Source organism: Aeromonas sp. 1HA1, assembly GCF_029237385.1.
GTDB lineage: Bacteria > Pseudomonadota > Gammaproteobacteria > Enterobacterales > Aeromonadaceae > Aeromonas > Aeromonas popoffii.
On sequence record NZ_JAACGC010000001.1, the window covers coordinates 93,114 to 114,711 of the forward strand.

Below are 21,598 nucleotides of genomic sequence, written 5' to 3' on the forward strand. Positions count from 1 at the left end.
CGAAGCCTCGCTTTCACTGTAAAAATAATTACTTGCAGTTAGTACCGCTCACTGCTACCTCAAATGTAGCTCCTGCGACACTGGCTGCAGTGTAAGTAACTTCACAGCTATTCGCCTGGCTAGATTTGAAAACACCAGTCTCATCAACACCCCAACCACCATCCACATTCACCGACGCACCGATACCGGCTTTATTCGCAGTCGGATAGCCGAATTTGGTAGTCACTGTGCCTGTGCCAGCAGAAACAGAACTAGAAGGAAGCTTCTCTGTCCCATTCAACACTGAGCGGCTATACACTAGCTGAGCACCACTCTTCACTGCGGCAGCGACCCCCAAAGCGGCTGATTTATTAGCATCATCCTGCAAATTCAGGAACTTGGGCGCGGCTGTCACTGCCAGAATGCCCAGAATAATGATCACTATGACCAACTCGATCAGGGTAAAACCCGCCTGTTTTTTCATTTTACTTTCCTCTGTCAATTGATATTGGTGGTCACCTGACCGGACGCCGGACGGTAACTGAAACTCATAAATGCATCAGTACTGCCTTGCGGATCCTGATACTTGCCATCACTGCCCTTACTCAAACTATTGACCAGATAGTAGCGACAGACGGAGTCCAGGCCGTTATTGGTCACACTGACATAGTATTTCAGGTCATTGCCGCTACCGCGCACCTCGTCAAAGCTGGCAGTAGCCTTGGGCGGGTTCTGCAACAATCCCTCCCAAATCTTGAGACAGCGCTGGGCCGTCAGGTTAGCCGGGTCCACATCGATACCGCCACCCGCCGAGGTATCCATGGGATAACCGGGCGACAGCTCGCCATTGCTGACCTGGGTCTCGGTCGGCGTGGTCAGATAGAAACGCGAACCGTCATACAGCACCGTATTGAGGCTGTCCTGCTTGGCTCGTCCCTCCGCTTCCCACTGGGCCCGCACCTGCGACACACCGGTGGCAAAGCCGCCGGAGACCCCTTCCACACTGGCCTTCTTGGCCTCGTCGGTCACATCGAGGAAGCGAGGCAAGGCGGTCACCGCCAGGATCCCCAGGATAACGATGACGATCACCAGCTCGATCAACGAAAAACCCGCCGCCCGAGACGTTATTACCAACCCGGGATGTGTTGATGCCATTCGATTTGTTGCCATGCTCCCTCCGTAATAACCCGCATTATTTCATGCAGATATAAAAAAATCATTTAACTGGGCCACACAATAGGCCTCATTCAAGGCTTTTTCAGCACTCTGCCATCAGAAAATTGATATATCAGCCAATTATCTTCCCAACCGAACTCGCATCCCCCGCCATCGCGGCTCGCCAGCGCTTGCAGCGGCGGCAAATCCTGGCTCTGTGTGCCTATGATCGACAACCACAGCTGGCGGCAATTTTCCGAGGGCGTCAGCAGAGGGCCGGCCCCGATAGGCCAACCACTGTCATCAAACTGCCAGACCAGACCATCGGCGAACAGGCTCGCGGGACGGCGCTGATCCAGCCAGAGTCCGTGCAACCTTTGTGTCCGCCCGGCAAACTGTTCTCCCAGCAGGACCAGGCTGAGTGCCAGCGCCTCCGCTCTGTGGGTGCGATAGCTCTGGGCCAGGGTCGCCACTATGATCAGCAGCAAGATCAGGGCGGCCATTCTCCTATATCCCCCCAGCCAGCGATCATCCTGTTGTGACTGTCTGCTCACTCGCACCTCTCTCACACCCTGTTGACCAACCACAACGCACCATATCCCCACCAGAAGGAGTAACGATCATGACTTGCCTCGCACAGCCCGCATCATGCCCCACCAGGAGGCGTAAAGGTCGTCAGCTACCGCGCACAGCCCGCATCATGCCCCCACCAGGACGAGTAAAGGTCGTTAGCTACCGCGCACGGCCCGCATCATGCCCCCACCAGGAGGCGTAAAGGTCGTTAGCTACCGCGCACGGCCCGCATCATGTCCCACATGGGCGTGAAGATACCCAGTGCCAGCACCAGCACCATGACGGCCACTATGCCTATCAGGATGGGCTCGATACGGGCGGTCAGACTCTTGAGGTCATAGTCCACCTCCCGCTCGTAATACTCGGCCGCCTCATGCAGCAGGTCGTCAACCTGACCGGTCTCTTCCCCCACCGCGATCATCTGCATCACCAGGGGGGTAAACAAGCCGCTGCTGCCAGCGGTGCGCAGCAGGCTCTCACCCCGTTCAATACCGGCTCGCATGTCACGGATCTGGCCCGCCATGTAGGCGTTATCCACCGCATCGGCCACCAGGGTCAGCGCCGTATTGAGCGGCACCCCGGCCTTGAGCATCATGGAAAAGCTGCGGGCGAAGCGGGCCAGCAGGGAGCGCTCAATGATGGTGCCGACGATGGGCAGCCTGAGTTGCCATCTGTGCCAGATCAGCTTGCCCTTGACCGTTGCAACCCAGCGCCGCCAGCCCAACACCATGGCGAGCAGTATGCCAAGCAGCAGCCACCAGTAGTGGACAAAGAAGTGGGAGGTGGCGAGCAGGATCCGGGTCGTCAGCGGCAACTCGACGCCGAACTTGGCAAACATGCCGGCGAAGACGGGGATCACCATGATATTGAGGATCACCATGGCGATGCCGATGGCGATCATCACGAAACTGGGATAACGCATGGCGGTCTTGATCCGCTTGCGGGTCTCCAGCTCCAGATCGAAATAGTTGGCAAGCTGCAAAAAGGCCTCTTCCAGCTGACCCGTGTTCTCGCCCACGTGAACGATGGCGACAAACAGACTGCTGAATACCTTGGGGTGAGCCTGCATCGAGCTGGAGAGCGGCCGGCCATTGCCGAGATCTTCCCCCAGCGCGTGCAGCGCTCGCTTGAGCGTCTTGCTGTGGGCACTCTCCTCCAGCCCGGCGATGGCGCGCAGTATGGGGATCCCCGCCCGGGTCAGGGCATACATCTGGCGGCTGAATACCACCAGCTCGTCCAGCTTGACGCCCCCTTCCAGCAACAGCGACCAGTCGATGGCAGCCGATTTCGCCTTGCCCGGCTTGAGTTCGGTCGGCATCACACCGCGGCGCATCAGCTGCTCGGCCGCAGCCATCTCGTTAGCTGCGTCCACCACGCCGTTGACAGCATTGCCCTGGCTGTCGCGCCCCTTGTAGGCAAAGGTACTCATGAGGTGCGCCCCTGACCGAGAGTGTCATGGCAACCAGCCTGTGCGTTGGCGTTGAAGTGAGTCATGGCTTACCCCAGATCCTCGGCCAACCGCAGCACTTCATCCACCGAGGTGATCCCCTGGCGGGCATAATCCAGCGCCGTCAGGGCCAGTGGCCGGAAGTGTTCATGCTGACGCGCCGCCTTGGCGAAGCCCTCGGCATCGTTGCGGCGCAGGGCATCCATCATGGGTTGATCCAGTTCCAGCAGCTCATAGACCCCGATCCGGCCAGAGTAACCAGTGAAGTTGCAGCTCTGGCAGCCACGCCCCTTGTGATAGGCATGCTGACCGGGCGCTTCGCCGGAGAGCACGGTCAGCCAGGTGGCCTGCCCCTCGTCCGGCGCCCGCTCCTCGACGCAGTGCTCGCACACCCGTCGCACCAGCCGCTGGGCCACCACGGCTCGCAGCGCGCTCGCCACCAGATAGCCAGGCGCGCCCATGTCGATGAGACGCAGGGCACTGGTGACCGCATCGTTGGTGTGCAGTGTGGTGAGCACCAGGTGGCCTGTGATGGCGCCACGCAGGCCTATTTCCACCGTCTCGTTGTCCCGCATCTCGCCCACCAGCAGTATGTCCGGATCCTGACGCAGGGTAGAACGCAGCACATGGGAGAAGGTGAGGCCTATCTTGGGGTTCACCTGCACCTGGTTGACTCTGAGCAACCGGTATTCTACCGGGTCTTCCACCGTGATGATCTTGTGGCTGGCCTGATTGAGCTCGGAGAGGGCGCCGTAGAGGGTGGTGGTCTTGCCGCTCCCGGTCGGGCCCGTCACCAGTATCATGCCGTGGGGTCGTTTGAGCTGACGGCGAAAACGGGCCAAGATCTCCGGCGGCATGCCGGTCTCGCTCAGCGACAGTATGCCGGAGGATTGATCCAGCAACCGCATCACCACTGACTCACCGTACTGCACCGGCATGGTGGACATACGCACATCCACGTCCCGGCCGCGCACCTTCATGTTGAAGCGGCCATCCTGGGGCAGCCGCTTCTCGGATATGTCGAGCCCTGCCACCAGTTTCAGACGCAGCACCAGCGCCTGGGCGATGCGCACCTCGTTCAGGATATTCTCGTGCAAGATGCCGTCGATCCGCTGGCGAATGCGCAGCACCTTCTCATCCGGCTCTATGTGTATATCGGAGGCCCCTACCTGCACCGCGTCCTCGAACAGGGAACGCAGCAGCTTGGCCACCGTCGCCTCCCCCTCGTCACCGGACCCGATGTTGCTAGAACCCAGCTCGAAGCCAGTATCCTGATACTCCTCCTGCAGCTGTTCGGCGAAGCTCTCTATTTCGCGGGTACGGCGATAGAGGCGGTCGAAATACTCCAGCAACTGGCCTTCCCGCGCCACTGACAGCACCATCTCCCGCGGGCGCAGCAACGCTGCGATGGCATCGAGGGCACTCAAGTCCGCCGGATCCGACATGGCCACCGTCACCCGGTTGTCGGTGAGGTTGACCGCCAGTGCGCGATAGCGGCGCGCCTGTACCTCGGGCAACAACGGTACCGCCGAGACGTCGATGGTGAGGTTGTTGAGATCGAAGAAGGGCACATCCAGCTGGCGGGCAAGAAACTGCAGCAGCTGTACCTCGCTGATGAAGCCGAGATCGATCAGTGTGGTGCCCAGCTTGCGGCCGGTCTGACGCTGCTGCTGCAGGGCGAGCTGCAACTGATCATCCGAGATGATCTGCTCTTGCACCAGCAGGTCGCCGAGGCGCATTTTCAGTCTGGGTTGTGCCATGCAAACTCCAAAAAAAGTTAACCAGCCCGCCCGTCAGGGGGCAAGCTGGGCAATTCGTTGTTCAATCCAGCTCGCCGATGCTTCGCCGAGGTTGCCGTGTAGCTGGGCGTTGCGATAGGCATCGAGCGCCCGCTGGCTGTGGCCCTGACCATCTTCGGCCACGCCGAGCCCGAGCCACCAGCGGCCCTGATCCGGCTGCTGACGCAGCAAGGTCACATAGAGCTCGGCCGCCTCGGCATTGCGGCCCAGCTCCTGGGTCACGCCGGCCCAGGTGGCGTAATAATCCAGATTGCTGGCCAGATCCGGCTTATAGCCGGTCAACCAGCCGAGCGCCTTGAGCTGATCGCCGCTGCTGATGGCGAGCCTGGCCAGCAGCAGCCGAAAATCCGCCTGCTCTGGATCGAGCCGGATACCCTCTTCCAGCAGTTGAGTGGCCTCGCTCAGCCGACCTTCGCCATAGAGCAGACCCGCCAGTTGCTCGCGGGCCCCCTGATTGTGCGGGGCATGAACCAGCACCTGATAGTAGTTATCCTGGGCATCGCGCAATTGCCCCCTGGCCATGGCGGTGGTGGCCTTGCGCTCGGCCAGGGTTGCCAGCTCGGCCTCGGAGAGGTTCACCGTCTCTATCTTCAGCACACCCGGTTTGCGCGGTGGCGGGACGACAGCCTCTTGTTCCGCTTCCAGCTCGGCATAGAGGTCAGGCTGCAGCGCTTCATAGCCGGTTTCATCCTGCTCCTCCTGCACCGGCTCGGGATCGGCTGCGAGCTCGGGCCTTGCGCTCGGAGTGGGCAAGGCCACCACCAGATCCACCGGCTCAGGCTCCTGCTCCTCGTCCGCGGGTGTGACCGGCACAACGCGGGCAACGGCATCAGGCCGTGGCTCGCTGGTCGCCTGCACCTGACTCTGAGGCACAACCCGCTGGCTCTGCTGCCAATAGATCCAGGTCCGCCAGCCGAGAATGCCGAGGGCCAGACCGCAGATCAGGGTCAGCACCAGCATCCACCAGCCCTGTTGCCGAACAGGAGGCACATAGACGGCCCCCTCGCTCCCCTGCTGACGCAGTTCCAGATCCTTGAGCATCTGGTTGATCACGCTCATGGCCAGACTCCATAGGCCAGGGCGCACCCCAGCAGTAGTAACAGTGGCCACCAGCGACCCCGAGCGGGGCGGCTGGCATCGTCGGTATCGCGAATGGCGAGGTGCACCAGACCGGCATCGATCTGACGCTCACCCCGGCCATAGGCCAACATCAGGCACTTCTGCGCCAATATGTTGGTAAGCCGCGGGATGCCACGGGAGGCGCGCCACAGCAGGCGCATGGCGCGACCACTGAACAGCGGGGCCCCGCGATAACCCGAAACATGCAATCTGTGCTCCAGATAAGCGCGGGTCTCGTCAAAGCGCAGTGGCCGCAGGCAGTAGGAGAAGCCGACCCGCTGGCGCAACTGGCGCAGATGGGGCTTGGCCAGCCTGGCATCCAACTCCGGCTGGCCGAACAGCACTATCTGCAACAGCTTGCTCGATTCGGTCTCCAGGTTGCCGAACAGCCGGATCGCCTCCAGGGTCTCGTCCGGCAGGGCCTGCGCCTCGTCGATCAGCACCACCACCCGGCTCCCATGCTGATGCAGGCCTATGAGGTGGCGATGAATGCGATCCGTCAGATCCAGCTCGTTGCCCTCCCGTACCGACAAGCCCAGCTCCAGTGCCAGCGCGGTGCGCAGCTCGGCGGGGGTGAGGTGCGGGTTGGGCAGCCAGGCCAGACGCACAGGACAGGCCTCTGAACCCAACTCGCTCAGCAGCTTGCGACAGAGCAGCGTCTTGCCGGTGCCGACCTCGCCGGTCACCTTGATGAAGCCCTCCCCCTGCATCAAGGCCCAATTAAGAACCTGCAGCGCCTCCTCATGGGGAGGCAGCCCGTAGTAAAAACCCGTGTTGGGGGTGAGGCCGAACGGCGCCTCCTGCAGACCGAAGTGGTTCAGGTACATGAGTCGTCACCGGCCTGGGTGTCTGCCGTGGCACCGGGCCACAGGCCGTCTGGAACAAAGCCAACCGTGTGCTGGGTCATGGCTTAGCCCTTGGGCGGATACCACTTGTCGAGCAGATCGGAGGATCGCTGCAATTCGTTTTGCCAGGTGTCCTTCTCCACCACGGTCGGTTTGAGCAGGATCACCAGCTCCACCTTCTTGGTACTCTCGCGGCGGTTGGTGAAGGCCTCGCCGATCCAGGGGATATCCCCCAGCAGCGGTACCTTGCTGACGATCTCCTGCTTGTCGGTCTTCATCAGGCCGCCGATGACGATGATGTCACCGTTATTGGCCTGCACCACGGTATCGGACTCGCGGATCGAGCTCTTGGCGAGCGGCAATTCCAGCTTGCCCCCCGTGGTGCCCAGATTTATCGTCTTGTTCTGCTCTTCGGTGTCGATGACAGAGGGGTGAATGTGCAACAACACCTTGCCCTCTTCGTCGATCTGTGGCGTCACGTCCAGCGCGATACCGGAGAAGAAGGGGGTCAGCTCAACGTTCGGGGTGCGTTCTGTTCCGGCCGTCGTTGAGGTGACCGTGCTAGTGGCGTTGGTGACGAAGTATTCGTCCGTCCCCACCTTGATCACCGCCTTCTGGTTGTTGGTCGCTGTCACCCGCGGACTGGAGAGGGTATTCACATCACCCTGGGTCTTGAGCAGGTTGACCGCCACGTTGAAGTTGCCATCGGAGATCTTGAAGCCGGCACCGCCCCCCAGTGCAGTGAAGATCTGGTTGGGTGTCGTGGGCAGCTGGGTCGGGGCGAGTGAGCCGCCACCGGTAATCCCCTTGTTGCCATCCCAGCTGGCGGAAAGGCCGCTCCAGTCCACCCCCTGTTCGTAACCCTCGTTGAGAGCCACTTCCAGAATGCGCGCCTCCAACACCACCTGGCGCTTGAGGTGGGTCTCGGACTGGCTGAGGAATTCACGCACCGCTTTCAATTCTTTCGGATAAGCGCGGATGGTGACCAGACCCGCCTGCGGGCTGGTGATGACGGCACGACCATCGCCACTGCCAACCAGCATCTCCAGCGAGGTACGCAGATCAGTCCAGTAATCGCTGTTGGTGTCTGTCTCGATGCGGGTGCCGTTGCCGTTATTCGAACTGGTATTGCCGTTGGATGCATTGCTGCTGTTGTTACTGTCGCTGTTGGCGTTGTCGAAGTTACTGCTATTGCTGTTGTTGCCGTTGGCCGTCACCCCGCCCGTGCTGACCGAGGTACGGGACAGACCACGACGGGACATCATCAGGTAGTTGACCGGTATGGTTTCGGTGCGCAGCCCAGCCGGATAGACGTGGAACACATTGCCCTTGCGCTGCACATCAAAGCCATACATGTCACCCACCACCGCCAACACTTCAGACAGGGTGACGTCCTTGAGCTCGACGGAGATCTGGCCGGCCACACCGGGATGCACGGCCACGCTGTAACGGGAACCCTTGAAAAGGGAGCCGAAAAATTCCACCGCATCCACATCGTGGGCGGCGATACGCAGCCGCGGTTCCGGCATGCTGAAGGCCTGGGGCGGCCGATTCATCTGCAGTAACTCGCTCTGTACCGACTTGGGCACTGTCGCCAATCCCCCGACTTTGTTCTGCTCGGCCATGGCGTGTTTCAGTGCATCCTTGGCCTGCACGGGTTCGGGGTGCTGGTAGCTGGTACAGCCTGCCGCCAGCACGGCCACAGAGATCAGGCAGAGATGATTTTTTTTCATGTAATGAGTGCACCCTGACTTTCAATTAAACTCGACAAACCTTGCCCCACCATCTCGGGTGGGGCGCGTTCAGATGCGGACCTTGCTGGCAAACAGGGTCAGCGACTGGCGCTTGCCCCCCTTCTCCAGCACCACGGCATCTGCACTGATGGACACCAGTCGATATCCCTCGACCTGCTGGCCCACCCGGTAACTTTTTCCATTGAGCACCGCCAGTGCCGGACCATTGCCCAGCATCACGCTCTGCAATGTTGGTAAACCGGCGCTCTGGCTGGCGGAGACCCCTGCCCGGCTGTTCATCCCGTCCAACGGTTCCGTGGGGTCCTGCAGCACCTCGGCCTGGGCCACTGCGCCCAGCAGACAACACAATAGCGTCAGCCATCTAACCACGAATAAACTCCTTGCTGGTGCTCAGGGTGTAGATTTCCATCTCCACCACGGCCTTGGGATGCTCCTGCACTTGGTAGTCAAACTGCTTCCAGTAGAAGTGACGGGGTAACTCCTCCAGTGCCTTCAGGTACTGATAGACGTCGAAGTAACCGCCCTCCAGCTTGAGGCGGATACCGTGCTTGAACAAGTTGATGCGCTGATCCCCCGCCATCAGCGGCTGGGGGGCGAGGGAGGTCAGTGCCAGCATGTGCAGATTGGTGGAGCGTGACAACAGAGCCTCCAGCACGGCTGGCATCTCGTGGGCCTGGATCAGATCCACCGTCTGGGCCTTGAGCTCGGCATCCAGCCTGTCGATATCCCCCTCGACCCGTACCAGCTGCTCGCGCACGCTCTGATCGGGATCACGCGCCAGCCTGGCCTGCTTGCCCAGGTTCTCGAGATCCATGATTTCCAGATCCCGCTGGGCCGTGGTCAAGGCCACCCTGTCCTGCGCCAGCCGCAGGGCGGCACCATCCAGCCAGCCATAGATAGCGCCAGCGCAGATCAGCACCAGACCGGTCAGCAGGATCAATATCCGCTCGCGCTGGCTGAGGGCGGCAATCTTGTCCGCCCATGCCTGCCATTGTGCTTTCAGGCTCATCAGGGCTTCTCCCGCTCTATGCCGCTGAGCTGGAAGGCCAGCCGGCCCTCCTTGTCACGCTTCAGGGTCAATTCACTAAACTGCTTGCCCGCCAGCGACGGGGTCTGCTGGAAACGCTTTACCCAGGCGGGCACATCCTGGCTATGGTTGGCAAAGCCGGACAGGTTGATCCGCCCATCGGCGATCTCGATCCGCTGCAAGGAGAGCTGCTTATCCCGAATGCGGGAGAGATCGGCCATCAGGCCAGCGTAGCCCTGGGATTTTTGCAACGCCAAACTGCCCAGCTGCTGCATCAACTCCTGCTTGGCAGTCAGTTCTTCCTGCTTGCTGGCCAGCTGCTGTTGCAACACAGCATTGGCTTGGTGGCGGGTCAACTCGGCATCCAGCCGTTGGGCCTCGCCACGCTTGACCTCCAGCGCCGCGCGCACCTGCGCCAACTCACGGCCAACCCCTTGTTGCTGCCAGCCGTAGAAGGCGCCCATGCAGAACACCACTGCCACGCAGCCACCCCAGACCAACGCCATCTGGTTGAGGCTGGCCCACTGGCGTCTGGGGCGAAATTCGGCGCCATAAAGGTTGATCTGACGTTTCATCAGGCATCCTCCCCGATGGCGGCAGCATAGGCAGAGAGATATTCAACACCGGACAGTATCGCCTTGTTGGCCATGGCGGAGACGGCGAAGCCGAAGGTCTGCTCCATGTGACGCACCAGGGTACCGATGAAGGATGAGGCGATGGCGAGCTGCATCTGACCCAGCTCCGGCAGCTTGAGCTGGCCGACTAGGTAATCGAGGGAGCGCTGGATCTCCAGCGCCAGCGAATCGAGCAGCATGCTGTCCGGCTCATGCTCACCGGTGAGGGCGGTGAAGCCGCGCAGCTGGCGGGAGAAGCAGAGGCCGCCCTGATGGAATACAAGCAGCTGCAGATCCTGTCCCCTGGGCTGCCACAACAACATGCGCACCGCGTTGTCAGCCTCATAGAGCGCCGTCATGGCCAGCTCGTCGCTGACGATGGCATCCAGGCAGGCGATGCCGTTGACCGCATCCGCCAGCTGCTGCACCCGCACCTTGGGCACGCAGATCACGTTGATCCGCGGCCGGCCAGCCGGCGGCGTGGGCAAATCCACGTAGTCCATGGCGAGCTGCAACACGGGTTCATTGACGTAATCCTTGACCGCCCAGGGCAACGCGCCGGCCATTTCGGCGTCGGGCACGGCGGGCTTGTCGATCTGGACTTGCTGATAAAGGCTGGCGGCGAGGGCGACCCGCACCTTAGACTTGGCGAGGCCATGGCGGCTGAACAGCTCGCTCATGGCAAGCGACCACTCCTGCGGGCCATGGATGGCGCGGGTGGCGAAGACAGGCTGAGGCCCTAGCGAGGCCAGCATGATCCGGTCACTGGCAAGCAGGAGTCCTACCTGATGGCTTGGGGTTGAACGTCTGAAAAGTTGTTTCATTAAAACCCGCACCTGGCTGCATAAAACGGATTAAACCTTAACATAAACAGGATATTAGCCTCCATATAAATGAGGGATCACGCATTGCAACCCAACTCGACCCGCTCGCAGGTGTTGGCCCTGCAGCCGACCCGGCTTCCCTCGCCGCTCCAGGCCATCTCACACCCTCTGCTGACCGAGCATGGCGTAACGCTCTGGTGCAAACGGGATGACCTGATCCACCCAGCCATCTCGGGCAACAAGTGGCGCAAGCTCAAGTACCATGTGCAACACGCTCAGGAGCAGGGCATACAGCACCTGATCTCGTTTGGGGGGGCCTACTCCAACCACATCCATGCTCTGGCAGCAGCAGGGAACCAATCCGGCCTGAGAACTACCGGCATCATACGTGGTGAACCGGAGGCCGTCAGCAACTCAACCTTGAGCGCGGCAAAGGGATGGGGCATGGATCTCATTTTTGTCAATCGCCAGAGTTACCGGCGACGGCAGGAGCCAAACTGGCTGGCCCAGTTCGCGGCGCCAGATAGCCTGATAGTGCCGGAAGGAGGCAGCAGCCCGCTCGCCATTCCCGGGGTAGCCGAGCTGGTCGGCGAGGTGCCCTTCTCACCGGATCTCTGGGTGTTGCCCTGCGCCAGCGGCGGCACCCTGGCTGGCCTCATCGCCGGCAAACGGGAACAAGAACGGATCCTCGCCATCGCGGTACTGAAAGGGGCAAGCTTCATCGCCGACGAGGTACGGCGCCTTCACCCGGCCGCGGCCACCACCCCTGGCTGGCAGATAGCGCTGGATCACCATGATGGCGGCTATGCCAAATTCAGCCCGGGACTCTGGCAGTGGGTGCAAGCCTTCAGTGCGCAGACAGGCCTGCCGCTTGAGCCCATCTACAGCGGCAAGGCGATGTGGGGTCTGTTTCGCGAACTGGCCGCCGGGCGCATCCCCCGCGGCAGCCAGATAGTCTTCATCCACACGGGGGGCATGCAGGGACTCGCGGGTTTGAAAGAGCAAGGCCGGATCTGAGGGCGCCCCTGCGGTCACCGGTATCAGGCGCCGGCGGGTTCCATCACTAACTGCTCCGGCTCGGCAAACCAGGGCCCCTGGCCGGCATGGACGCCGAGGTGGCGCAGCATCTTCCACTCGTCACCGCTCTCCACCCCCACGGCGATGACCCGGGTGCGGGTATTGGCACAGCCCCCCACCAGGCTACGCACCGCCATCTGGTTGACCTGACGGGTGTGGATCTCACGAACCAGACTGGGATGGAGCTTGAGGAAGTTGATCTCGAACTCCTTGATGTATTGGGTGCTCACCACATCCTGGCCGGCATGATCGATGGCCAGCTGGCAACCCAGCATGCGCAGCGCTCGCAACGGCCGCTTGAGCGCCTCGTAGTGGCGGGTCACCTGGGCCTCCGACAGTTGCAGGATCAGCCGTTCGTTGGTGCTGCGCGACAGCTGGAACAGATCGAAGAAGAGCCAGCGTTGGAACTCGCGGTGCAACAGGCTCTGGGCACAGAGAGTCAGGCTGATGGGGCAGCTCTGCTCTGAGCGCTGACGCAGCAGCCACAGGGTCTGCTCCGCCACCAGTCGATCCAGTGGCAACAGCAGCCCCGCCTTCTCGGCCATCGGCATGAAGACACCAGCCTGCAACTCCCGCCCCTGCTCGTCGTGAATGCGGATCAGCAAGTCCTGCTGCAACACCACCTGATCCCGCTCCTGCTGCACCGGCTGGACGTAGAAGTCGATGCCATGCTCCTCGATGCGGCGACCGATCAGGGTGCGCCAGCGTACCGTGCCCTTGCTGCTCTGCTCCTCATCCAACTGCTTCTCGTAGAGGAACCAGCCGGTGTGACCCTGCAGCCGCGCGCTCTTGAGCGCCAGCTCGGCCTCTTCCTGCACCTTGAGCAGGGAATCCTGCGCCTGATAGCAGACGGCGCCGAGGTAGATGGCGGTCTCGACGTTGACCGCCTCGGGCCAGTGCAGTCGTTGCAGGCTCTTGTGCAGCTGACCCGCACCGTCCACCATCTCGCTCTCGGACATATTGGGCAACAGCACGGCAAACACCTGCCCGGCATAGCGGGCCTGCAGGGCGCCATTGTGCTTGCGCACGAAGGCGGCGATGGAAGCACTCGCCTCCATCAGCAGCTCCTGGCTCTGGCGCCCACTCAGCTCGGGGTCCAGATCCTCCAGACCGGCGAGCTCGATTAGCAGCACGCCACCGCTCATCACGCTCGCCTCCATGATGGCGCTCTCCAGCCGGTTGTCGAAGAACAGGCGGTTGCCTATGCCGGTCATCTTGTCGACAAAGGCGTTGCTGCGAATGAAGTTGTCGAAACGGCTGCGCTCCTTGCGGGCATCCGCCAGCTCGGCCAGCAGATAGTCGATGGCCTGGCTGGCGGAGACGGGCCACTCATCGGCCGGATCGTGCGCCAGCTTGGTGAGCTTGTTATCGAGGATCAGCTGGGCGCGCTCGGCCAGCAGCTCGGCACCCCGTAGTTGCAACCTCAACCAGCGAATGGAGTACCAGAGTCCGAAGATGACGATGAAGACGCCAAGGGAGATGCCGGACATGGCCTGCATGGAGTATTCAAACTCCTTGAACGGCCGCTCCAGTTTGAAGTCGGCCTGCATGTCGGTCTGATGGGAGATGGGCTGGCTGTAGGGGATCAACAGGCTCTCGTCGGTCGGCTGCTGCACATCGCGAAACCAGTAGATCCGCTGCTTGCCCTGACGGATCTCCAGCTCCACCACATGGGCCGAACGCAGCAAGGTTGGCAGCCAGCGGGTGAGATCCTGGTGGTCCTCGGCCACCTCCAGCTGCTTGTCGATGATCTCGACCAGAGAGTTGACCTTTTTCTGCTGCAGCTCCATGCCCAGCTCACGAAAGCTGAATACTCCGCCGAGCAGCACCATGGCCATGGCGGCGATCACGCACAGGGTAATAAACGAGACAAGCTGAGTGGTCAGTTTCATGTACCTTTCCGTATGCCCGACAACATCCATGTGGCTTCATCGTATCAGCCAACGCCGAAGCGCGCCTATGGACGAAGATCCCGCTTCTGGAATTCAGCGGGCGAGCATAACCAAATGGGCACAGGAACACCAAGCCTGACGGCAAGCCGGCCATGAAAAATAGCCACAGGGACAGGAAACGGGAGATGGGAGATGGGAGATGGGCGGCGGGATCAGGGATTTTCAGGCAGAAAAATGGTCCCACTAAGGGGACCGAAAGAAACACTCATATCAAAACTAACACTCTGTGCTACTGACAAAAAAACAGATACAGGAGTATTGAACACACGGTGAGTCAAACCGCACTGCTACTGTAGCCGCTTCAGATAAGCTGGACAATTGTCACTTATGACAGGTAAGCGATTGAATCTTCATCAACTGATTTAACAAAGTCTTTATTTATCATGCTGTTATGATTTTTCGTTGCGAGTGAGGAATGAGCAGCTCAAATCGATGTAGCTAATGCACTATGATATTGCCTTTCATATGCATCCCATCTCCACATCAGGCAGGTGTACCTTGCGACAAATTCCCCCTCTCTGGATCAGTCTGCTGCTGTTCTGCCTGCCCGTGCTGGCGAGCCTGCCCCTCAGCCAATTGCTCGGCAAGCCGCTGGCACGCCATATGTTGCAACAGAAACGGGAGGAGATAGAAGCCGCACTGGTGGAACGACACCTTGCGCTGGATGAGAGTATCCGCACCCAGCTGGCCCAGTTCGCCTTCGACTGCGGACCTGAGGACATGGCGCTGCTGCGGGGTCCCCGCTTCTATAACCTCCATATTCGCCTGCAAGGCCTCATCCTGGCCTCCGGGGCGAGCTGCTCCAGCCTGGGACTCCCCGTCCCCTTTACCACGACCGCACTGCCACCCTATTCCGGGCAGGAGCAATACGGGGTGGCCGCCACCCCCGCACAGTTCAATACCGAACAGGAGCTGATCGCCTACTTCCGACAGAATGGCAATACCGCCTACTGGGTGCTGAACAACAGCTGGAGCCATACGCTACTACAAACCCCCTGTGCCGACTGTTTCTACCTTGAATTCAGCCAACAAAATGGGGACCACGCCACCCCGCTCTTCCCCCGAGGTGACAAAACCATCAAACAGGAAGAGGGCAACCAGAGTTTGAGCTTTCTTGAGTCCGAAAATCAGATAAGGCAGACGTTATGGGCGGGCAAGGCGCTGGAGCACTATGCCCGGCAGCAGGCACGGTACTATGGGCTCTGGTATGGCGCTGCGCTGGGTTCCCTGCTGGTCGCTGCCTACTGGGGGCTGCGCAGCTATCGGCGATCTCTCAAGGGACTGCTGCAAGCCGGGCTGGCCCGGCGGGAGTTTGTCCCCTTCTATCAGCCCATAGTGGATAACCGCAGTCAGCAAGTGGTTGGCTTCGAGGCACTGCTGCGGTGGCAGCGGGAGCGCGAGATGGTGCCACCTGGCGCCTTTATCGACTATGCGGAGGAGCAGGGGCTGATCCTGCCGATGACGGAACAGCTGCTGGAGCGGATCATGACGGATCTTCCCCGGCTGGCGCCGGCGCAGTGGGTCAGCGTCAACATAGTGGCCGCTCACATAGAGCAACCCCATCTGCGCACCCTGTTGCAGCGACACGGCTGGCCCTCACCGACCCGGCTCACCTTCGAGCTGACCGAGCGCAAACCGATCACCGATATCAAGGCGGCGATCGGCGAGATCACGGCACTGCAGCAGCGGGGCTATCACTTCAAGCTGGATGATTTTGGCACCGGCTATGGGGGCTTCGCCTACCTGCAGCGACTCGGTATCCGCCAGATCAAGATCGACAAGATGTTCGTCGACACCATAGGCACAGACGACCTCAAACGAACGCTGCTGGACTCCATCATCGCCTTCGGCCACGAATCCGGCATGGAGATGATCGCCGAGGGGGTCGAAACCGGGGAACAGGTCGATTATCTGCGCCAGCACGGCGTACATCTCATCCAGGGCTATGTGTATGCCAGGCCCATGGCCCTGGCCCAACTACAGATTTGGCTGTTGGCGTGGCAACAACACCATGCCGGGGAAGGTTAACGCCGGTATTGCAGTATCTGACCGCGAAAAGGCTGGCTCAGATAGCTCACATCCAACGGCTTATGCTGGCTGTGTGTATAGCCCAGGCTCATCATCAGCTTGCTGAAACGGCCCTGCTGGCCACGGCCCGGATCCACCAGGATCACCTCGCAGTGGGACTTGGCGTGTTGTTCGATAAAGCCGGCCAGCGTCTCGACCTGGCCGCGCTCATAGAGCAGATCGCTGCCGATGATGAGATCGAAACGCCCCAGTTCGGTGACAGCGTCTTCCCAACCGGTACGGATAAAGGGGATGATCGCCCCCTTGTTGAGCAGCACATTGGCCGCCAGAAAGGCCCCCGCCTCAGGGTGATAATCGGTGGCCGTGATATCCGCCAGCCTGTGGTTGAGCACCAGACTTGCCAGGGCTATGCCGCACCCCACCTCCAGGATCCGCAGATCCGCCACCTCGTGCTCCACCATCAGATGGGCCAGCACATTGCCAGAATCCCAAACGATGCCAAACAGCGGCCAGAACGCCGAGGAGATGCCGAGCGCCTCTGCCTCCCCTTCGTCATCGGAGAACTGCTGGTTGTCGCGCAACGTGCACAGGTGGATGTCGAGTTCGCCAAACTCTATGGTGTGATAACGCAGACGCACAACAGACATGGGAGTCCCTGATCAGGATGCCGCCAGACCCACAGAAGCATGAATTCGACTGGCATGACCCCATGCTACGCAGTAACCGGACAGATACCTATCTATATCCCGGCCCGACCGAGCAGGAGCGGCAGATTACATCTTGCAACAAAATGATTGTCCCCAGGCAGTACAACTCCCTTTATCATTAGCGGGCTCGCCACCCCCGTGGCGTCGCCGTTTTGCCTCCATACCCCGTCGGCCCCAGCCGCCCCGAGATGAGAACCATTGCCCTATGAAGTCATTTATCCGGCAAGAGATTGCCCTGCCCGTTGGCCTGCTGACCCTGCTCTTTTTCAAGACCCTGGGGAGCAACCTGCTGACAGAGGCCACGCCGCTCGGGATCTATCTTCCGGTATCGGCCGGGCTGCTGGCCATCGTCACCTGGGCCATCTTCTCGGTGGTACGCCACTCTGACGCCCTCGCCATCAAGCTGGGCGAGCCCTTCGGCACCCTGATCCTGACCCTCTCGGTCATCTCGCTGGAGGTGGTGATGATCTCCTCCGTCATGCTCACCGGCGAGCCTAACCCCACCATGGCCCGCGATACCATGTTTGCGGTGGTGATGCTGGTGAGCACGGGTCTCGTGGGCTTCACTCTGCTGTTCGGCGGCTGGCGCTACCACACCCAGAGCTTCAATCTGGACGGGGTCAAATCCTATCTGGTGGCCATCATACCGCTGGCGCTACTCTGTCTGGTGCTGCCCAACTTCACCCGGGGCGGCACGGTCGGCAGCATGTCGAGCGCCATGTCATGGATGCTGATCATCGTCTCGATCCTGCTCTATGGCGTCTTTCTGCTGATCCAGACCCGCAGCCACAGCCACTTCTTCGTCGACAGCGATCACGAGGATTACGAAGAGTACCACGGCCCGCTGCAGAGCAATGTCTACCACACCCTCCTGCTGCTCGCCTACCTGGTGGTGGTGATCCTGCTGGCCAAGACCCTGGCCATCCCCATCAACTACGGGGTGCATGTCATGGAAGCACCCGCCGCACTGGGCGGCTTTATCGTGGCCTGTATCGTGCTGGCGCCGGAAGCGGTGGGCGCCCTCAAGGCGGCCTTCAACAACCAGTTGCAGCGCGCCATGAACCTCTACTTCGGCTCGGTGCTGGCTACCATAGCCCTCACCGTACCCGCTGTGCTCTTTATCGGTTCCATGCTGGATCAGGAGGTGCGCCTCGGCCTTTCCGCCGCCGACATGGTGCTGCTCTTCACCACTCTCATGGTCTGTAAAGTGACCTTCAGCAGCGGTCGCACCAATGTGCTGCATGGCGCCACCCATCTGGTGCTGTTCGTGGTCTATCTGTTCCTGATGTTCGAACACGAATAACAGGCGCCAGCACCTATCCCGGTGCTGTTCGTGGTCTATCTGTTTCTGATGTTCGAGCACGAATAACCGCGTTCAACCAACGTCAGAAACGCAAAGACCGCCCGATTGGGCGGTCTTTTGTTATGGACGGATAACCCCTTACAGGCTGGGCAGCACCCCGGCCGGGATCAGATCGTTGTAGCTGGCGCGGCCCAGCAGGGCGGCAGCCGCTTCGATATCCGGCGAAAAATACCTGTCCTTGTCGTAGAAGCTCACCTCTGCCCGCAGCCGTCCCTTGGCCAGTTCGATAAGCTCGGTACTACGCAGCGGCGCCCGAAAATCGAGCCCCTGGGCCGCAGCCAGCAGTTCGACTGCCAGAATGCCGCGGGTGTTCTCCGCCATGTCCGCCAGCCGGCGAGCGGCGAAGGTGGCCATGGAGACGTGATCCTCCTGGTTGGCGGAGGTGGGCAAGCTGTCCACCGAGGCGGGATGAGCCAGGCTCTTGTTCTCGGAGGCGAGCGCCGCCGAGGTGACCTGAGCAATCATAAAGCCGGAGTTGACGCCGCCGTTGTTGACCAGGAAGGCGGGCAGGCCCGACATGCGGGAGTCGATCAGCAGCGCCATGCGGCGCTCGGATAGCGACCCGATTTCGGCGATGGCCAGTGCCAGGTTATCGGCGGCGAAGGCCACGGGCTCGGCGTGGAAGTTACCGCCGGAGAGGATCTCCTCATCCTCAGCAAACACCAGCGGGTTGTCGGAAACCGCATTGGCCTCGCACACCAGCACCTCGGCGGCGTGGCGGATCTGGGCCAGACAGGCCCCCATCACCTGGGGCTGGCAGCGCAACGAGTAGGGGTCCTGCACCTTCTCGCAACTGTGATGAGACATGCCGATCTCGCTGCCATCCACCAGCAGGTGACGATAGCAAGCCGCCGCATCGATCTGGCCGCGCTGACCACGCACCTCATGGATGCGGGCATCGAACGGACGACGACTGCCCAGCGCCGCCTCCACGCTCATGGCGCCGATAGTGATAGCGCCGGCGAACAGATCCTCGGCATGGAACAGGCCTTCCAGCGCGAACGCCGTGCTGGCCTGGGTGCCGTTGAGCAGCGCCAGTCCCTCCTTCGGTGCCAGAGCGATAGGCTCGAGGCCCGCGATCTTCAGCGCCGTGGCGGCGTCCATCAACTCGCCCTTGTGGCGGGCTTTGCCCTCCCCGATCAGCAGACAGCTCATGTGGGCCAGCGGTGCCAGATCGCCGGAGGCGCCGACGGAGCCCTTCTTCGGCACTACCGGATAGATTTCGGCGTTGATGAGCGCCATCAGCGCCTCAAGTACCGTCAAGCGGATGCCGGAGAAGCCCCGCGCCAGCGAGTTGACCTTGAGCACCATCATCAGCCGCACTGTGGCGTCATCCATGTAAGTGCCGATGCCAGCCGCGTGGGAGAGCACGATGGAGCGCTGCAATTCGTCGAGCTGCTCCACCGGGATGCGGGTGTTGGCCAGCAGGCCAAAGCCGGTGTTGATGCCGTACACCACGCGGTTCTGCTCGATCACCTTGGTGACCACGGCTGCGGAGGCGTGGATCCCCGGCAGGGCGGCCGGAGCCAGGCGGATATGAACCGGCTCGCGGCTGACACGACGCAGGGTGTTGAGGCAGAGCTTGCCCGGTAACAGATTGAGTTCAAACATCTTATTTAGCCCCTTTGTCCGCTGCGGTCAGCATCGGCAGATCCAGTTTCGCCTCATGGGCACAGTTAATCGCAATCTCGTAACCCGCATCCGCATGGCGCATCACACCGGTAGCCGGATCGTTGCGCAGCACGCGGCCAACACGCCTGGCGGCGTCCTCTGTGCCATCACAGACGATCACCACGCCCGAGTGCTGGGAGAAGCCCATACCCACACCACCACCGTGGTGCAGGGAAACCCAGGTCGCACCACCGGCGGTATTGAGCAGGGCGTTGAGCAGCGGCCAGTCGGAAACGGCGTCTGAGCCATCCATCATGGCTTCGGTTTCACGGTTCGGGCTCGCCACCGAGCCGGAGTCCAGGTGGTCGCGGCCAATGACCACGGGCGCCTTCAGCTCGCCATTTTTCACCATCTCGTTAAACGCCAGGCCCAGACGCACCCGATCCTTGACCCCGACCCAGCAGATCCGTGCTGGCAGGCCCTGGAAGGCGATGCGCTCGCGGGCCATGTCGAGCCAGTTGTGCAGGTGGGGATCGTCCGGGATCAACTCTTTGACCTTCTGATCCGTCTTGTAGATGTCTTCCGGATCGCCGGAGAGCGCCACCCAGCGGAAGGGGCCAATCCCCTCGCAGAACAGCGGGCGAATGTAGGCTGGCACGAAGCCGGGGAAGTCGAACGCATTCTTGACCCCCTCCTCCAGCGCCATCTGGCGAATGTTGTTGCCGTAATCAAGCGTGGCAGCGCCACGGGATTGCAGGGTCAGCATGGCTTCCACCTGGCGCGCCATGGAGTGGCGGGCCGCCTGGTTAACCTCCTGGGGCGCGGATTTTTGCAACTCGCGCCACTGAGCGACGCTCCAGCCCTGAGGCAGGTAGCCGTGGATCGGATCGTGAGCGGAGGTCTGGTCGGTGACCACATCCGGGGTGATGCCACGGGCCACCAGCTCGGCAAAGACATCGGCGGCGTTGCCGAGCAGGCCGACCGAGACGGCAGTGCCGTCGCGTTTGGCCTCCTCGACCATGGCCAGCGCCTCATCCAGGCTGTGGGCCTTCTTGTCCACGTAGCGGGTCTTGAGGCGAAAATCGATGCGAGTCTCGTCGCACTCGACGGCGATCATCGAGAAACCGGCCATGGTGGCGGCCAGCGGCTGGGCGCCGCCCATGCCACCCAGACCACCGGTCAGGATCCAGCGGCCCGCAGGCTCGCCGTTGAAATGCTGGTTCGCCACTGCGAAGAACGTCTCGTAGGTACCCTGCACGATGCCCTGGGTACCTATGTAGATCCAGGAGCCCGCCGTCATCTGGCCATACATCATGAGGCCTTTCTTATCCAGCTCGTTGAAGTGCTCCCAGTTGGCCCAGTGTGGCACCAGGTTGGAGTTGGCGATCAGCACCCGAGGCGCATCCTTGTGGGTCTGGAACACGCCGACCGGCTTGCCCGATTGCACCAGCAGGGTCTCGTCTTCCTCGAGCCGGGTCAGCACCTCGACAATCTTGTCGTAGCAGGCCCAGTTGCGGGCGGCGCGGCCGATACCGCCATACACCACCAGGGATTGGGGATGCTCGGCGACTTCCGGATCCAGGTTGTTCATCAGCATCCGCAGCGGCGCCTCGGTGAGCCAGCTCTTGGCGGTCAGCGTGGTACCACGGGAGGCACGGATGACACGGCTCGGATCCTGACGGGGATCCAGGTGTTGCTCAGACATACACACTCCTTGTTTTATC

19 protein-coding genes are annotated in these 21,598 nt (G+C 61.3%); 3 read left to right on the forward strand and 16 right to left on the reverse strand.

What is annotated here, in order from left to right:
* Window positions 1-28: 28 nt before the first annotated feature.
* The 12 genes from GWQ22_RS00460 to GWQ22_RS00515 form a co-directional block, all read right to left on the reverse strand.
* A complete protein-coding gene (locus GWQ22_RS00460; RefSeq protein ID WP_275929161.1) occupies window positions 29-463 on the reverse strand; it encodes a prepilin-type N-terminal cleavage/methylation domain-containing protein in 435 nt (144 codons plus the stop codon).
* Window positions 464-477: 14 nt separating this feature from the next.
* The gene (locus tag GWQ22_RS00465; protein WP_275929162.1) at window positions 478-1,149 is read right to left on the reverse strand and encodes a type II secretion system protein; all 672 of its coding nucleotides are present in this window, start codon (window positions 1,147-1,149) and stop codon (window positions 478-480) included.
* 77 nt (window positions 1,150-1,226) lie between these two features.
* Complete coding sequence (locus GWQ22_RS00470; RefSeq protein WP_275929163.1) at window positions 1,227-1,688, reverse strand: hypothetical protein; 462 nt, start codon at window positions 1,686-1,688, stop codon at window positions 1,227-1,229.
* Between the two features lie 227 nt (window positions 1,689-1,915).
* Entirely contained in the window at window positions 1,916-3,136 is a 1,221-nt protein-coding gene (gene mshG / locus GWQ22_RS00475; RefSeq protein WP_275929164.1) for an MSHA fimbrial biogenesis protein MshG, read from the reverse strand.
* Window positions 3,137-3,204: 68 nt separating this feature from the next.
* Window positions 3,205-4,914: an MSHA fimbrial ATPase MshE gene (gene mshE, locus GWQ22_RS00480; protein WP_275929165.1), complete on the reverse strand. Its 1,710-nt coding sequence runs from the start codon at window positions 4,912-4,914 to the stop codon at window positions 3,205-3,207.
* A gap of 33 nt (window positions 4,915-4,947) precedes the next feature.
* Window positions 4,948-6,012 (reverse strand): tetratricopeptide repeat protein, encoded by a 1,065-nt coding sequence (locus GWQ22_RS00485; protein ID WP_275929166.1) that lies wholly within the window; start codon window positions 6,010-6,012, stop codon window positions 4,948-4,950.
* Window positions 6,009-6,899, reverse strand: coding sequence for an AAA family ATPase (locus GWQ22_RS00490; protein ID WP_042037977.1), 891 nt, complete (start codon window positions 6,897-6,899; stop codon window positions 6,009-6,011). Before GWQ22_RS00490 ends, GWQ22_RS00485 begins: the two co-directional genes overlap by 4 nt.
* 83 nt (window positions 6,900-6,982) lie before the next feature.
* On the reverse strand, window positions 6,983-8,650 hold the full coding sequence (gene mshL, locus GWQ22_RS00495) for a pilus (MSHA type) biogenesis protein MshL (protein ID WP_042037978.1): 1,668 nt from the start codon (window positions 8,648-8,650) through the stop codon (window positions 6,983-6,985).
* 69 nt (window positions 8,651-8,719) lie between these two features.
* Window positions 8,720-9,040: an MSHA biogenesis protein MshK gene (locus GWQ22_RS00500; protein WP_108537934.1), complete on the reverse strand. Its 321-nt coding sequence runs from the start codon at window positions 9,038-9,040 to the stop codon at window positions 8,720-8,722.
* Window positions 9,033-9,680: an MSHA biogenesis protein MshJ gene (locus GWQ22_RS00505; protein ID WP_275929167.1), complete on the reverse strand. Its 648-nt coding sequence runs from the start codon at window positions 9,678-9,680 to the stop codon at window positions 9,033-9,035. Before GWQ22_RS00505 ends, GWQ22_RS00500 begins: the two co-directional genes overlap by 8 nt.
* Window positions 9,680-10,273: a PilN domain-containing protein gene (locus GWQ22_RS00510; protein ID WP_275929168.1), complete on the reverse strand. Its 594-nt coding sequence runs from the start codon at window positions 10,271-10,273 to the stop codon at window positions 9,680-9,682. The genes GWQ22_RS00505 and GWQ22_RS00510 overlap by 1 nt, the downstream gene beginning before the upstream one ends.
* Window positions 10,273-11,136 (reverse strand): MSHA biogenesis protein MshI, encoded by an 864-nt coding sequence (locus GWQ22_RS00515; protein WP_275929169.1) that lies wholly within the window; start codon window positions 11,134-11,136, stop codon window positions 10,273-10,275. The genes GWQ22_RS00510 and GWQ22_RS00515 overlap by 1 nt, the downstream gene beginning before the upstream one ends.
* Before the next feature lie 69 nt (window positions 11,137-11,205).
* On the opposite strand from GWQ22_RS00515, the gene GWQ22_RS00520 reads away from it, so the two are divergent.
* The gene (locus tag GWQ22_RS00520; RefSeq protein WP_275929170.1) at window positions 11,206-12,153 is read left to right on the forward strand and encodes a pyridoxal-phosphate dependent enzyme; all 948 of its coding nucleotides are present in this window, start codon (window positions 11,206-11,208) and stop codon (window positions 12,151-12,153) included.
* A gap of 23 nt (window positions 12,154-12,176) precedes the next feature.
* On the opposite strand, the gene GWQ22_RS00525 is transcribed toward GWQ22_RS00520, so the two are convergent.
* Window positions 12,177-14,105 (reverse strand): EAL domain-containing protein, encoded by a 1,929-nt coding sequence (locus GWQ22_RS00525; RefSeq protein WP_275929171.1) that lies wholly within the window; start codon window positions 14,103-14,105, stop codon window positions 12,177-12,179.
* A 558-nt stretch (window positions 14,106-14,663) separates the two neighbouring features.
* Here GWQ22_RS00525 and GWQ22_RS00530 point away from each other — a divergent pair.
* Window positions 14,664-16,193, forward strand: a complete 1,530-nt coding sequence (locus tag GWQ22_RS00530; protein WP_275929172.1) for an EAL domain-containing protein — start codon at window positions 14,664-14,666, stop codon at window positions 16,191-16,193.
* Here the strand turns inward: GWQ22_RS00530 and GWQ22_RS00535 are convergent.
* A complete protein-coding gene (locus GWQ22_RS00535) occupies window positions 16,190-16,840 on the reverse strand; it encodes a histidine kinase (protein ID WP_042037988.1) in 651 nt (216 codons plus the stop codon). The two genes, GWQ22_RS00530 and GWQ22_RS00535, sit on opposite strands and share 4 nt — an antisense overlap.
* A 265-nt stretch (window positions 16,841-17,105) precedes the next feature.
* On the opposite strand from GWQ22_RS00535, the gene GWQ22_RS00540 reads away from it, so the two are divergent.
* Window positions 17,106-18,203, forward strand: coding sequence for a calcium:proton antiporter (locus tag GWQ22_RS00540; protein ID WP_042037990.1), 1,098 nt, complete (start codon window positions 17,106-17,108; stop codon window positions 18,201-18,203).
* Window positions 18,204-18,341: 138 nt separating this feature from the next.
* Here GWQ22_RS00540 and hutH read toward each other — a convergent pair whose 3' ends face one another.
* Both hutH and hutU read right to left on the reverse strand, forming a co-directional pair.
* Window positions 18,342-19,874, reverse strand: a complete 1,533-nt coding sequence (gene hutH, locus GWQ22_RS00545) for a histidine ammonia-lyase (protein WP_275929173.1) — start codon at window positions 19,872-19,874, stop codon at window positions 18,342-18,344.
* Between the two features lies 1 nt (window position 19,875).
* Window positions 19,876-21,579 (reverse strand): urocanate hydratase, encoded by a 1,704-nt coding sequence (gene hutU / locus GWQ22_RS00550; RefSeq protein ID WP_275929174.1) that lies wholly within the window; start codon window positions 21,577-21,579, stop codon window positions 19,876-19,878.
* Window positions 21,580-21,598 lie beyond the last annotated feature (19 nt).

Coding starts and splice junctions, on each gene's coding strand:
- hutH (WP_275929173.1), bottom strand. CDS start 19,874: ATGTTTGAACTCAATCTGTTACCGGGCAAGCTCTGCCTCAACACCCTG.
- GWQ22_RS00515 (WP_275929169.1), bottom strand. CDS start 11,136: ATGAAACAACTTTTCAGACGTTCAACCCCAAGCCATCAGGTAGGACTC.
- mshG (WP_275929164.1), bottom strand. CDS start 3,136: ATGAGTACCTTTGCCTACAAGGGGCGCGACAGCCAGGGCAATGCTGTC.
- GWQ22_RS00535 (WP_042037988.1), bottom strand. CDS start 16,840: ATGTCTGTTGTGCGTCTGCGTTATCACACCATAGAGTTTGGCGAACTC.
- GWQ22_RS00540 (WP_042037990.1), top strand. CDS start 17,106: ATGAAGTCATTTATCCGGCAAGAGATTGCCCTGCCCGTTGGCCTGCTG.
- GWQ22_RS00510 (WP_275929168.1), bottom strand. CDS start 10,273: ATGAAACGTCAGATCAACCTTTATGGCGCCGAATTTCGCCCCAGACGC.
- GWQ22_RS00485 (WP_275929166.1), bottom strand. CDS start 6,012: ATGAGCGTGATCAACCAGATGCTCAAGGATCTGGAACTGCGTCAGCAG.
- GWQ22_RS00505 (WP_275929167.1), bottom strand. CDS start 9,680: ATGAGCCTGAAAGCACAATGGCAGGCATGGGCGGACAAGATTGCCGCC.
- GWQ22_RS00520 (WP_275929170.1), top strand. CDS start 11,206: ATGAGGGATCACGCATTGCAACCCAACTCGACCCGCTCGCAGGTGTTG.
- hutU (WP_275929174.1), bottom strand. CDS start 21,579: ATGTCTGAGCAACACCTGGATCCCCGTCAGGATCCGAGCCGTGTCATC.
- GWQ22_RS00525 (WP_275929171.1), bottom strand. CDS start 14,105: ATGAAACTGACCACTCAGCTTGTCTCGTTTATTACCCTGTGCGTGATC.
- GWQ22_RS00465 (WP_275929162.1), bottom strand. CDS start 1,149: ATGGCAACAAATCGAATGGCATCAACACATCCCGGGTTGGTAATAACG.
- mshL (WP_042037978.1), bottom strand. CDS start 8,650: ATGAAAAAAAATCATCTCTGCCTGATCTCTGTGGCCGTGCTGGCGGCA.
- GWQ22_RS00490 (WP_042037977.1), bottom strand. CDS start 6,899: ATGTACCTGAACCACTTCGGTCTGCAGGAGGCGCCGTTCGGCCTCACC.
- GWQ22_RS00460 (WP_275929161.1), bottom strand. CDS start 463: ATGAAAAAACAGGCGGGTTTTACCCTGATCGAGTTGGTCATAGTGATC.
- mshE (WP_275929165.1), bottom strand. CDS start 4,914: ATGGCACAACCCAGACTGAAAATGCGCCTCGGCGACCTGCTGGTGCAA.